Origin of the sequence: Pseudomonas petrae (assembly GCF_021728295.1) — a bacterium.
GTDB lineage: Bacteria > Pseudomonadota > Gammaproteobacteria > Pseudomonadales > Pseudomonadaceae > Aquipseudomonas > Aquipseudomonas petrae.
Genome location: NZ_JAKJXE010000009.1, coordinates 67,205 through 79,780, shown reverse-complemented (window position 1 = coordinate 79,780; position 12,576 = coordinate 67,205). Strand labels below are relative to the sequence as shown.

The window sequence follows — 12,576 nt, the reverse complement described above, 5'->3', positions numbered from 1 at the left end:
TCTCCATCCGTAACCTACTATTGGTAGGTTATCTGCTCTGAGGATCAACGTGGAAAACGTCAGCAACCCTTTAGCCAGCGGCTCAGGCTCGCGTCGACTCTCGAAAGTCGAGCGACGGCAACAATTGCTCCAGACCGCACTGCTGATTGTGCGGGAAGAAGACGCTGACCGATTGACCCTGGGCCATTTGGCGGTCCGCGCCGGCGTCTCCAAACCAGTGGTTTACGATCATTTCAGCACCCGGTCGGCACTGTTGATCGAGCTTTTCAGATGGATCGATACTGAGCGAGTCGATGCGTTTCGCAACGCTATGACGGGTAATCCGCAGACTCTGGAGGAAACCGCACAGACGTTAGCCAGCGCTTATATCCATTGTGCGGCAGACCATACCGACGAATTTCACGTCGTGGGAGCTGCGCTGGCAGGCAGTAACGATAAAGCGGTGGTGTTCCAGGAGCTGCTGGACAACTGCGTGCGTATGTTTATAGCTGTACTGGAACCGCATGCAGCTCTGTCGGTTGCAGAAATGGAGCGTGTCTGCACTGGTCTGGTCGGAGCAGGCGAAGCGCTTTCGAGCGCAACGGTGCGAGGACGACACACCGTTGATGAAGCGATCACAACTTTTTCTTCGCTTATCCTGGGGGTGTTCCAACGGTAGTGGTCGTTCGGTACGGGTGGTCGAAGTTCCTTTAATACCGACGGCACCAATCAGCTCTCATTCGATCCCCTTCTCAATCCGCCATTCTGCAGCATTCGTCGAGTGTGCCTCTACGGATAGCTGGAAGGCCTGTTAGTAGCCGGTTTAAATACGCTGCCATAAGACATTCGCCCGGGGCAATGAAGCGATTTGAGTTTCTACGGGTGGGGTGATGCGACTTTGCTCAAACGGCGGGTATAAGCAGCTATGTCCCTCAAAGCATTACCATCGCGACCGAAATCCGGCTAACCCGACCGGTGCTCGGCGCCAGGGCGGTTTTGCATGCTGTCGAGCCTTTCCACACGGGGGGATCGGGCCAGTGAGCGCAAGCGTCAGTTGACCCGATGAACCCCGTATCCTTGAACCTCAGAAGGCAGGATCACCCAGGGCAAACGCGGCTCCCTCAATGTGATAGACCTGCGGTTCTTCCGCGAAGTATTCCTCCAGACCCAACATGAATATCCGGTGGTCCTCACTCGCTTCGAAGCCCGGGGTGTGGTCCTCAAGCGATTGCCAGCGCACGATCAGGTTGAATCGTTCGGGTGTTTCAATCCCTTGCGCGAGCATGTGGCCGCAGTAACCTTTTGCGCGGCAGAGCAAAGGGGCGACCCTGGCAAATGCCTGTCTGAAGTTTTCAACACGCTCTTTGTGAACGGGCAGTAGAGCGATCTCATAAATCATGGGATTCACCTGACGAGAGTTCAGCGGTTGCGGGATGTGATGACGCCGCGACTGAGATCGCGATTTTCCCTTGAAGACCATTATTGGGGCTTTCCAGCCGCGCATGGGCGAGCGCAAGGTCGGCAAGTGAATAGACGGCGCCCACGTGCGGGCGCAGCTGGCCGCGCGCTACCAACGTGCTCAACTCATCCAGTTTGCCGCGGTTTTGTCGGGTGAAAATGAAGTGATAGCTCGCGTTCTTGCCCCAGGCCTCAACGAGGTTCTGTGGCTGGGCAATGTCCACGATGGTGACAACTCGACCCAGTTGGGCGAGCGCATCAGGACTGCGCGATAACGTGTCGCCGCCGATGGTGTCGAATACCACATCCACGCCGCGACCCTCCGTTTCACGAAGGATGGCGTCGACATAATCCTCTTTCTTGTAGTCGATAAGCACATCGGCGCCCATGCTTCGTGCGAACTCGAAATTCGCTTCGCTCACGGTCGTGAACACCTTGGCGCCTATGGCCTTTGCAAGCTGGATCGCCACGTGACCGACGCCTCCCGCACCGCCGTGTATCAAAATGCTTTCGCCCACTTTGAGCGCCGCCCGCACAGTCAAGGCTTCCCACGCTGTTCCGCCCACAAGGCTCAGGCTTGCTGCCTCCAGATGGCTCAGCGAAGCAGGTTTCTTCCCGACAATGTTTTGGGCGGCAACGTGATACTCGGCATAGCTTCCGGGGCCGTCAAATATTTGCGGGGTGTACCAGACTTCATCTCCGGGAACGAAAGCCGTCACACCCGGCCCGACTTCTTCAACAACGCCGGATACGTCGTGGCCGGTAATCGCCGGAAGTGGCACGTAGCCGGGATAGTCGCCGCGTCGGACCTGATAATCCAGGGGATTGATCGAGGTTGCGTGGACGCGTACCAAAATGTGTCCCGTGCCCGGCACTGGCTTGGGCACGTCACAAAGTTCGAACGACTCCGGACCGCCAAAGGAATTAAGCATCATCGCTTTCATGGGAAATCTCATTTCTGGATAAAGGGATATCGGGAATTGTCGATTTAATATGTCTGAAAAATACCGTGGATGTCTTAGGTCATCATGTCGCTCCATTTCGGTTAAGCGGGATATCGGGAATTGTCGATATAGTGCCGCGAAGCTTATAGCTCTTTTCCTATGATCTCGGCGAAGGCTCTGATGGTTGCTTCGTTGCGCTTGTAGTAGGTCCACTGCCCTATACGCCTGACTTCGACCAATCCTGCCCGCTGCAAAGTGGCTAGATAATCAGACACTGTCGACTGCGAGAGCCCGACGCCTTCCTGAATACTGCTGACGCAAACGCCCACCGTCAGCACGTCACCCTCATCCTGTGGAGGGAAGCTTTTCGCCGGATCCTTCAAACCTTTCAAGATTTCAAGGCGGGTGCGGTTTGACAGGGCTTTGAAGATTTCAAGTAATTCCATACGCGGAGGATATCGATATTTCCCGATACGTCAATGCGTGTGCGGTGCTTTTTTGTTCGGGTACGCCGCAAGTCGTCAACGATCCAGACCTGGCGTGCAACTCCACAACGTATTTTCCCTGGATCACCTTTGAGTCCCGCACCATTATCGTAGGCCACACCAACAAGGGATCGCCTTAAGAATCCGCTTGCCTGATTTCAACAATAAATCTATATTTCAACACATTGTTGATTTACGGTGGTTTGCATGTCTACTGATACCGTCCCTGAACGCCTGATGATCTTTGCCGTGTTAAAGGCCTCCATCACGGCAATCGGTAGCGTGATCGGGCGTAATACCGAAATCGTGCTTCATGATCTCGATCAGCCTGAAAACTCTGTTCTGTTAATCGCCAATGGACATGTGTCCGGACGCATGGTGGGCAGCCCTGTCCTCGGTGGGCTCGATCAAGATAGGGGCTTTTCCGCCGTGATGGACGCCTCTGCGAAGCAGAGCGGTACCGACCCCGTTGTCATTGGCGATTACCCCACAACGGTCAATGGACGAAGACTGCGGAGCGCCACCGTTGTCTTTCGAGACAGTAGCGGTCATCCGTTCGCCAGCCTTTGCATCAATGCTGATTTGACTGGACTAAACGCGGCCCAAGCGTTTTTGGAACAGTTGCAGCCAATGATGCAAACCACCAGTCAACACCCTTCTGAGCCAGCGGACATGGAGTTGTTGATGGGCAGAATTATTCAGGATTCGCTGGCGCGCGTAGGCTCAGGAAAGATGAGCAAACAAGCGAAGGTTGATGCCGTGCGAGTGATGCAGGAGCGTGGTTTATTCATTGTAAAAGGTGGCGTGGAGAAAGCGGCGACTGCCCTGGGGGTCACTCGTTTTACGGTCTACAACTATCTCGAACAACTTCGAGTCGACGCTTCAGCAAGCCGGTGATGATATGAACCACGCGATCAAACACTATCCTGCGTCTTTGCCTTTCCCTTTCTCTAAAGCAGTGGAGGTGGGCGGCTTTTTATTTCTGTCCGGGCAGGTCTCCATGGCGGCAGATGCAACACCTGTCTACGGGGATGTGAAGGCTCAAACGCAAGTGATCATGGAAAGCATATCGCGGACGTTGGAATCGGTCGGTGCGAAGCTTGAAGATATTTTCAGGGTCACCGTATGGCTATCCGATATGAAGTATTTCTCAGAGTTCAACCAGACTTACACCGCTTATTTCAGCGATGGCTTCCCGGTACGGTCGGTCGTGAGCGCCAAGCTGGCGTTTGATCTGGATGTTGAGATTGAAGTCCAGGCGGTAGCGCCCAAGGCATCTTGAATCAAGATTGCCGCCATCCTGAACACTTATCTTGAGAGCAAACTTACTATGCCCCTGCATATCAACACCCCCCTTATTGAATCTCGTCCACTGAGCGCCATAGCCAAGAGCACCATCTGGCTCAAGCTTGACGCTCTTCAGCCGTGTGGTTCTTTCAAGCTGCGCGGCGTAGGCCACGCGTGTGAGATTCATCACGCGCGTGGAGCCAAGGGATTCATATCATCTTCGGGAGGCAATGCAGGACTGGCAGTAGCGTATGCCGGACGTCAGTTAGGCATCCCCGTGACGGTAGTTGTCCCGGAAACTACGACCGAACGAGCAAAAGAGTTGCTCGCGATGGAAGGGGCAAAAGTAATCGTTCACGGTAGCTCTTGGCAGGAGGCAAACCAGCTGGCACTGACACTTACGACCTCCAGCGATGCATTTATCCATCCGTTCGACGACCCGCTTCTTTGGTCTGGTCATGCAACTCTGATTGACGAAGTCGCTGAGCTTGGTCAAAAGCCTGATGTGGTAGTGCTCTCAGTCGGCGGTGGAGGGTTGCTCTGTGGCGTGGTAGAAGGGTTGCGTCGCAATGGATGGCAGGACATTCCAGTCATAGCGGTGGAAACGGAAGGCGCTGCTTCTTTCCACGCCGCAATAATGGCTGGTAAACCTGTGGAAATAGAAGGCATCAGCTCAGTTGCAACCTCTCTTGGAGCCAAGCGGGTCTGCGATCAGGCATTTGAGTGCTCCACGACTCACCACGTAAAAAGCGTAACGGTTACTGATCAGGATGCCCTCGACGCATGCCAGCGTTTTTTGTTGGATCACCGTGTGCTTGTTGAGCCTGCGTGCGGTGCCGCGCTCGCCTTAGCCTACATCCCTCATGCGCTAGACCGATACGACAACGTTTTGTTGGTGGTATGTGGCGGAGCCACTGCGACCTTTGCACAAATCCAGCAATGGTCGGCAAAGAAATGAATCAAGGTTCCATAGGTAAATCAAACTGGAGCCTCACTACTGAGGCGCACCGAGGGAGTGACAGCCTATTACTCGTGGTATCCATCCTGTTCGGGTGTCTGACAGGCTATTGGATATATACAAAAATTGGCCTGCTGATTGGCTTTGCTTTCGCTTTATTTACCCTATGCACTTCATATTTTCTGTGGCGCAATCCGGATCGAGTCGACCGTGCATCCAGGTTGCCGCAGAAGCAGGATCAGTCCGGTTCGATAATAAAAAATATTGATAATTAGCTTAGAAGAAAATGTTATTTTTAAACGGTTTCCACAGCGCATAGGCTGCCCTGATTACGTCTGAACCAGACCATTGGGGAGTCATCCATGAGCAACGTCACTTCTTTGCCCGTTCAGTCCGGCGTTAGCACCACTGTAAACGCCAACAGCGTGCGCGATCGGGTCAGCCCGGAAGAGTGGGAAGTGCGGGTCAAACTGGCGGCGGCTTACCGGATTGCCGCGCTGAAACGCTGGACTGACCACATCTATACGCACTTTTCCGCGCGCGTGCCGGGCCCTGACGAGCACTTCCTGATCAACGCCTTTGGCTTGCTGTTCGACGAGATCACGGCCTCCAATCTGGTGAAGGTCGACATCTACGGCACCATCGTCGATGACCCAACCGGCTTGGGCATCAACAACGCCGGCTACGTTATCCACAGCGCCATCCATGCGGCGCGCCCTGATTTACGGGCAGTGCTGCACACCCACACCCGCGACGGGATTGCCGTCTCTGCGCAGAAACACGGGCTGTTGCTCATCTCCCAGCATTCCCTCGGGTTCTCCGGGCGAGTGGCGTATCACGGTTACGAAGGTATCGCGCAGGACCTCGGCGAGCGCGAACGACTGGTGGCGGACCTGGGCGACAAGAGCGTGATGATCCTGCGCAACCACGGTCTGCTCACGGCAGGGCTGAGTGTCGAGCACGCGTTTCAACAGCTGCACAACCTCGAATACGCCTGCAACATCCAGATTGCCGCGCAGGCCGCGGGCAATGCCGAATTGATCTTCCCGCCTGAAGAGGTGGTCAAGAAAGTAGAAGAGCAGGCCAAGGTACTCAAAAGCGGTACCGGGCCTGGTGTGACACGGCACTGGAACGCGCTGATTCGCGAACTGGATCGGCATGGGACGGATTATCAGGACTGATCTTAATTCTGGCGCGCCAGGTCTGGGATCGATCCACAATCCGTAGGAGCCGGCTTGCTGGCGAATGGGGTGGTTCATCCAATACAGCAGCGTCTGATCCGGCGCGTTCGCCAGCAGCGCCTCGGCCACTTGCTCTGCGGTACCCAACAACGCGGTGGAATTGCCTTTCGCGCCGAGCAGTCCGGCAATGCCGATCTTTCAGATCGTGACCGCGCTGGCGTTAAGTATCTTATGAGGGCGGCCAGCACAGCCTTTACTCACGGAAAGTCGATACTGGCCACTGCTGGCCCCCGAACCAACTGCCGCTTTGCCTATCACAGCTATCGCCGCCCACTCTGGCGGCAGCTCAGGGAGAGTTTCAATGGCAGATAAACAAAAGGTTTTTTGGTACGGCACCGCGGGTAACGACGAATTTTTCAGTTCCTTCGATCTCAATGTTATCTACGGCGGTGCTGGCGACGATTACATTGAGGGCCGAGGTGACAGCGTGCTGATCGGCGGGACCGGTGCGGACAGTCTCAACGCCAATGGAACCGCCGTCCTGCGCTACGCGTCCATCAGCGACAGTAGCGGCTCGCAAGTCGACTACATCGATCATTTCGATAAGGCTGACCGCCTTGACCTGACCGCGCTGGGCATTTCCGGCATTGGCGACGGCACTCACGGAACCGTTCAGATCGTCAGCAGTACAGATAACGGCAATTATCAGACGATTCTCAGAAGCTACGATGTCGATGAAAGCGGCAACCGGTTCGAGCTGCTCCTGAGTGGCGATTACACCCTGACCAACGCCAACTTCCAGCGCCTGATTGCAGGCAGCGATGCGGGCGACAGCGTTGTCGGCACCTCGGCTGGCGCAGAAACCCTGATGGGCTACGAGGGTCGCGATACCTTGTCTGGCCTGGCCGGCGATGATCGTCTGGTGGGCGGCCTTGGCGGCGACACGCTGACTGGCGGCACCGGCGCCGACGAGTTTGTGTTCAGTTCCGTGTCCGACAGCATTCGCACTTCGACAGGTTCTGCGCACACTGCAGGTCGTGATCTGATCACTGATTTCAATGCAGCTGAAGGCGATCTCGTGGATCTGTCCAGCCTGGGGTTCAGCGGCCTGGGCAATGGCTTCAATGGCACTCTGAAGGTCGTGGTCAATGGCGCAGGTACGCAGACAGCCTTGAAGTCGCTGGAAGCCGATGCTGACGGCAATCAGTTTGAAATCCTGTTCAGCGGTAATCTCAAGGCCGACCTGAATCGCGACACGGTGGATTTCGGTAACACCACCGGGCCCAAGATCGTCAATACGCTGACCCGCGATAACATGGATGTGCTCGGCACCGGCGGCAATGACATCCTGGCCGGTGGCGTGGGCAATGATCAGCTGTTGGGTTTTCAGGGCAACGACATCATAAACGGTGGCGCTGGTAACGACGTCATGGCCGGTGGCATGGGCAAGGACACACTCACCGGTGGCAGCGGCCTTGATGACTTCATTTATTACCGCGTGACCGACAGCTATCGCACGGCGGACGCCAGTCATTCGGACCTTATCACCGACTTTGAAAGCGGAGACCGTCTGTTCATTCTCGATCTGGGGTTCGACCGTACGGGCGATGGACGAAATGGCACCTTGAAGCTCGACTACAACGAAGATCAGGACCGGACCTACCTGCGCTCCTTTGAAGCCGATGCAGACGGGCGTTTCTTCCAGATCGCAATGAACGGCAACCACACAAGTGTTCCGGTCATTTATGACGGCCTTTATCTGGACGAAGCGCCGATTTCTATTGTCGGCATCAATCCAGCCGAGCCTGCGCCTATGTAACCTGTCTTCCCGCCTGAAGAGGCGGTGAAGAAAGTGGAAGAGCAGGCCAAGGTACTCAAAAGCGGTACCGGGCCTGGCGTGACACGGCACTGGAATGCGCTCCTACAGGATGCTGTGAAGTCGGCAAAATTTCGGCTCTCAGCACGGTTTTTGTTCACGCCACCTTTTCACTGCAATACGCCCGCCAGTCAACACATCCAGCGTAGCGAACTGCCGCGCGGCAACAGTGGGGGAAATAAAACCCGGGCGATGGGCCACGAGAAACTTCAACGTGCGCGTCACACTTGCCGCGTAAGACGCCACGAACGCACTGTCCGGACTGTTGGAATGGTAGGCGACCAGTGCGCGATCAAACCCCGCCTCTTCATGGGCTCGGGCGACTTTCTCCACATACTCGGGCTGAACGGCCGCCCCGCTGCGCGGATGAATTTCCGACCCGGGCTGATTAGCGATATAACCAATGAACTCGACGCTCATGACAACTCCTTGTGCTGACGAAACAACCGGCCCCTAGGGGAGGGGAGCGCGGGTGCAAGTCAGCAACATAGGGCAAGCCGAGGGTCTGTGAAATTCGATTTGGCGCTAAGCTAATTATAAAAAATATGCATTTAGCGGGAGGGTAAGATCACAAAATTTGTTGTTGAGCGGTAGGGCCACTGCCAGGCTCAATGACGACGCGGAGCGTCTTGGGCTGCATTCCCACGCAGAGCGAGGGAACGATCAATTCGCGGCGCCCGCACTGGCCTCTTCCCGGCTAAAGCCGGTCCCACGAAAAGCAGCGTGTGCAGTCAGTAGGACCGGCTTCAGCCGGGAAGCCGTTGATCTGCCTCACGCTTTTGATCTTCAGACACAAGTAGCCCAGACACCGAAGAACGCGACTTGGGTGCAGGCTGAACGCAGGTCTCGCGGAGTGGGCCGAGCCGCATGGATGCGGCGAGAGCGCCGTCAGGACATGGATGTCCGTTCGGCGCGGGCCCACGGAGCGGGACCGGAGTGAAGGAACCCTGACGAAGGAAGGGCCTAACCAGGAGCACAAGCCCTTGGTTACTTGGGGCTTTATCAAGTAACTCGCCGAAGGCGAAACAGAGGCCGTTAGGCCGACGCCTTTGATCTTGATGCTGATATCAAATCAGTGCTTGGACTCAGACTGCGACATCGCCAACAACTGCTTCTCCTGATTCCAGTCAAACGGCTCCTCGTTCTCCATCGCCTCAAACCGACGCTCCTCCAGCGCCGTATACAAATCAATCTCATCGTCCGGCATGAAATGCAGACAATCGCCCGCGAAAAACCACAACAAATCCCGCGGTACCAAATGAGCAATCTGCGGATAACGCTGAATCACCTGACACAACAAATCCTGCCCCAGATACTGACTCTCGATCGGATCAGCCGGCAACAGCGTCAGCAACTCATCGTAGCGCTCCAGAAACAGCGCATGACTTTCCTCGGGGACCTGCTCGGCCTCTCCCAGCGCGACCAGGATGCCGCGCAAATGCAACAGCAGATTCATGATGTGGTCGAGATTGGCGTCGGCCATGATGAAGCCCTCAGAGACAAAAACAGGCGCGGGAGTATAGAGGCCCCCGCCGCCTGCGGCTATCTCAATGCCACAACCCGGCCAGATACCGGTGGCCTGCTTCAGTAAGGGCGAGGTGCGCAAAGGTGCGGTCGGGACTGAGCATACGGGTGACAAAGCCCATCATCAGAAGGGTTTGCAGCGTTTGTGTCGGCTTACCGCTGGAAAGATCCTCCCCCGAGGCGATTTCAGAGAGCAGGCAGCGATGAGTCAGGCGTTGGTTAATCATGATGCGTCCCCTTGGGTTTTTCTTGTTGTTACCAAGGAGTGTAGGACAATTCACCAGCGCGGTGTATGTAGACGTAAGTCGCGGGCACCACGTGCAGGAGCGCGCTTGCCCGAGAACGAGGGCGTGTCAGCCAACGTTTATGTTGCTGACCCACCGCAATACGGGCAAGCGCGCTCCTACAGGGTTCGCCTTCATTTAATCAGCGAATTTTGCCTTCGGTCGCGACCAGTTCTTCCTTGTCGAAATCATCCACATCAATCACCTTGCGTCGCGCCGCTTCTGCAGCGCGCAAGGTTTCCGCTTCCGCCGCCTGCAGCACGCCTGCGTTGAGCGCGGCATCGATCAGATGCTCACCACCTGCGGGCTTCACCTGACCGCTTTTCACCGCGTGATGAAGCTTGCTACGAATCGCTTTCGCGCCGCTGAGCAAGTCGCTGGCGTGCTGCAACGCGCCAACCGGATCCTCTGCGTCGGTCGGGCGATAGCAACCGGCAAGCACCGATTCGAGCGCCGGGTCGCCTTTGGCGCGTCCGAGGATTTCCGCCACCTGCGCGTCGAGCGCATCCGATGGCCCTTTGTGGCGACGGCCGAACGGGAACACGATCACCCGCAGCAGCCCGCCGAGAATGCGGTTCGGGAAATTGCTCAGCAACTCGTCCAGTGCGCGTTCCGACTCACCCAACGCTTCTTCCATGGACCAGCAGAACAGTGGCGCCAGCGCTTCAGGGTAATCCAGATCGTGGTAACGCTTGAGCGCGGCGGACGCCAGGTACATGTGGCTCAGCACATCACCGAGTCGCGCCGACAGACGTTCGCGGCGTTTCAACTCGCCACCCAGCAGCATCATGCTCAGATCGGCCAGCATTGCGAAGGCAGCGGCCTGACGGTTCAGCGCGCGGAAATAACCCTGACTCAGGCGATCACCCGGCACGCTTTCGAAATGCCCCAGCCCCAGGTTCAGCACCAGCGTGCTGGCCGCGTTACGCACGGCAAAACCAATGTGCTGCATCAGCAGGCCGTCGAATTCAACCACCGCCCGGTCATGATCCTTGCGACCGGCGAGGGCCATTTCCTTCAGCACGAACGGATGGCAGCGAATGGCGCCCTGTCCAAAGATCATCAGGTTGCGCGACAGAATGTTTGCGCCTTCCACGGTGATGAAAATCGGCGCGCCTTGCCACGAGCGGCCCAGGTAATTGTTTGGGCCCATGATGATGCCCTTGCCGCCGTGCACATCCATCGCGTGGGTGATGCACTCGCGGCCGCGTTCGGTCAGGTGGTATTTCAAGATCGCCGACAGCACCGAAGGCTTCTCGCCCAAGTCCACCGCATTTGCGGTCAGGATGCGCGCGCTGTCCATCAGCCAGGCATTGCCGCCGATGCGCGCCAGGGATTCCTGAATCCCTTCGAACGCCGCCAGCGGCACGTTGAATTGTTCGCGCACCTGGGTGTACTGCCCGGTGACCAGGCTGGTGAACTTCGCGGCGCCGGTACCGACCGCTGGCAGTGAAATCGAACGGCCGACCGACAGACAATTCATCAGCATCATCCAGCCTTTGCCGATCATGTTCTGGCCGCCAATCAGGTACTCCAGCGGAATGAACACGTCCTTGCCGGAGTTCGGGCCGTTCATGAACGCCGCGCCCAGTGGCACATGACGACGACCGATTTCCACGCCGGCGGTGTCGGTTGGAATCAGCGCCAGGCTGATGCCCAGGGCTGTCTCGTCACCAAGCAAATGCTCAGGGTCGTAGGCCTTGAAGGCGAGCCCGAGCAGGGTGGCGACCGGGCCGAGGGTGATGTAGCGCTTTTCCCAATTCAGGCGCAGGCCGATAACTTCCTCACCTTCCCACTGGCCCTTGCAGATGATCCCGGTGTCAGGCATCGCCCCTGCGTCGGAGCCGGCCAGCGGGCCGGTCAATGCGAAGCACGGGATCTCGTCGCCACGGGCCAGGCGCGGCAGGTAGTGATTACGCTGCTCGTCAGTGCCGTAATGCAGCAGCAACTCTGCCGGGCCCAATGAATTGGGCACCATCACCGTGGAGGCGAGATCGCCGCTGCGGGTCGCAAGCTTCATCGCCACTTGCGAGTGGGCGTAGGCCGAGAAGCCTTTACCGCCGTATTCCTTGGGAATAATCAGCGCGAAGAAACCATGCTCCTTTATATGCGCCCAGGCTTGCGGCGGCAGGTCCATGGCCTGGCCGATTTCCCAGTCGCTGACCATGGCGCAGAGTTCTTCGGTCGGGCCGTCGAGGAACGCCTGCTCTTCATCGGTCAGTTTGCTTTTCGGATAGCTGAGCAGGGTGTTCCAGTCTGGTCGACCGCTGAACAGCTCGCCATCCCACCACACGGTGCCGGCGTCGATGGCGTCACGCTCGGTGGCGGACATCGGCGGCAACACTTTCTGAAACCACGAGAACATTGGCGCACTGAAGTGTTTGCGGCGCAGGTCTGGCAGCGCCAGCAGCAACGCGACGCCCAGCCACAACACCCACGGAATGACCATCCAGCCGTGGGCATGGCTGAGCGCGCCCATTGCTAGCAGGTACATCGCAACGATGCCCAGGGCGGGGAAGGGTGCAACCCTGCGATGGGCCAGCCAGGCCACGCCAACCACCAACACTACGATCCACAGCAACAACATAAACAGCCCTCCA

12 protein-coding genes and 3 pseudogenes are annotated in these 12,576 nt (G+C 57.1%); 7 read left to right on the top strand and 8 right to left on the bottom strand.

Going from position 1 to position 12,576, the window contains the following annotated elements; genetic code table 11:
* Positions 1-49 precede the first annotated feature (49 nt).
* Positions 50-658: a TetR/AcrR family transcriptional regulator gene (locus tag L4G42_RS17000; protein ID WP_237253070.1), complete on the top strand. Its 609-nt coding sequence runs from the start codon at positions 50-52 to the stop codon at positions 656-658.
* A 405-nt stretch (positions 659-1,063) separates the two neighbouring features.
* Here L4G42_RS17000 and L4G42_RS16995 read toward each other — a convergent pair whose 3' ends face one another.
* The 3 genes from L4G42_RS16995 to L4G42_RS16985 all read right to left on the bottom strand — a co-directional run bounded on the left by L4G42_RS16995 (position 1,064) and on the right by L4G42_RS16985 (position 2,827).
* Positions 1,064-1,378, bottom strand: a complete 315-nt coding sequence (locus L4G42_RS16995; protein WP_237259740.1) for an antibiotic biosynthesis monooxygenase family protein — start codon at positions 1,376-1,378, stop codon at positions 1,064-1,066.
* A complete protein-coding gene (locus L4G42_RS16990) occupies positions 1,368-2,381 on the bottom strand; it encodes a zinc-dependent alcohol dehydrogenase family protein (RefSeq protein WP_237259739.1) in 1,014 nt (337 codons plus the stop codon). The genes L4G42_RS16995 and L4G42_RS16990 overlap by 11 nt, the downstream gene beginning before the upstream one ends.
* A 143-nt stretch (positions 2,382-2,524) precedes the next feature.
* On the bottom strand, positions 2,525-2,827 hold the full coding sequence (locus L4G42_RS16985; RefSeq protein WP_237253067.1) for an ArsR/SmtB family transcription factor: 303 nt from the start codon (positions 2,825-2,827) through the stop codon (positions 2,525-2,527).
* Positions 2,828-3,073: 246 nt separating this feature from the next.
* Between L4G42_RS16985 and L4G42_RS16980 the strand changes: the two genes are divergently transcribed.
* The 4 genes from L4G42_RS16980 (at position 3,074) to L4G42_RS16965 (ending at position 6,292) form a co-directional block, all read left to right on the top strand.
* Complete coding sequence (locus L4G42_RS16980; protein WP_237253066.1) at positions 3,074-3,763, top strand: helix-turn-helix transcriptional regulator; 690 nt, start codon at positions 3,074-3,076, stop codon at positions 3,761-3,763.
* Positions 3,764-3,767: 4 nt separating this feature from the next.
* Entirely contained in the window at positions 3,768-4,148 is a 381-nt protein-coding gene (locus L4G42_RS16975) for a RidA family protein (RefSeq protein ID WP_237259738.1), read from the top strand.
* Positions 4,149-4,196: 48 nt separating this feature from the next.
* Positions 4,197-5,111 (top strand): pyridoxal-phosphate dependent enzyme, encoded by a 915-nt coding sequence (locus L4G42_RS16970; RefSeq protein WP_237253064.1) that lies wholly within the window; start codon positions 4,197-4,199, stop codon positions 5,109-5,111.
* Positions 5,112-5,473: 362 nt separating this feature from the next.
* Positions 5,474-6,292, top strand: coding sequence for a class II aldolase/adducin family protein (locus L4G42_RS16965; RefSeq protein ID WP_237260965.1), 819 nt, complete (start codon positions 5,474-5,476; stop codon positions 6,290-6,292).
* A gap of 108 nt (positions 6,293-6,400) precedes the next feature.
* On the opposite strand, the pseudogene L4G42_RS26395 reads toward L4G42_RS16965, so the two are convergent.
* A pseudogene (locus tag L4G42_RS26395) lies at positions 6,401-6,484 on the bottom strand (hypothetical protein); the annotation flags it as partial.
* A 169-nt stretch (positions 6,485-6,653) separates the two neighbouring features.
* Between L4G42_RS26395 and L4G42_RS26060 the strand changes: the two are divergent.
* Positions 6,654-8,111: a M10 family metallopeptidase C-terminal domain-containing protein gene (locus L4G42_RS26060; RefSeq protein WP_272904011.1), complete on the top strand. Its 1,458-nt coding sequence runs from the start codon at positions 6,654-6,656 to the stop codon at positions 8,109-8,111.
* A gap of 3 nt (positions 8,112-8,114) precedes the next feature.
* A pseudogene (locus tag L4G42_RS16945) lies at positions 8,115-8,234 on the top strand (class II aldolase/adducin family protein); the annotation flags it as partial.
* A 54-nt stretch (positions 8,235-8,288) separates the two neighbouring features.
* Here L4G42_RS16945 and L4G42_RS16940 read toward each other — a convergent pair.
* The 4 genes and pseudogenes from L4G42_RS16940 to L4G42_RS16925 all read right to left on the bottom strand — a co-directional run.
* Positions 8,289-8,588 (bottom strand): annotated as a pseudogene (locus L4G42_RS16940) (LLM class flavin-dependent oxidoreductase); the annotation flags it as partial.
* 652 nt (positions 8,589-9,240) lie between these two features.
* On the bottom strand, positions 9,241-9,651 hold the full coding sequence (locus L4G42_RS16935; protein WP_133776461.1) for a PA2817 family protein: 411 nt from the start codon (positions 9,649-9,651) through the stop codon (positions 9,241-9,243).
* A 64-nt stretch (positions 9,652-9,715) separates the two neighbouring features.
* On the bottom strand, positions 9,716-9,919 hold the full coding sequence (locus tag L4G42_RS16930; protein ID WP_237253062.1) for a hypothetical protein: 204 nt from the start codon (positions 9,917-9,919) through the stop codon (positions 9,716-9,718).
* Positions 9,920-10,118: 199 nt separating this feature from the next.
* Positions 10,119-12,563 (bottom strand): acyl-CoA dehydrogenase, encoded by a 2,445-nt coding sequence (locus tag L4G42_RS16925; protein ID WP_237260963.1) that lies wholly within the window; start codon positions 12,561-12,563, stop codon positions 10,119-10,121.
* Positions 12,564-12,576 lie beyond the last annotated feature (13 nt).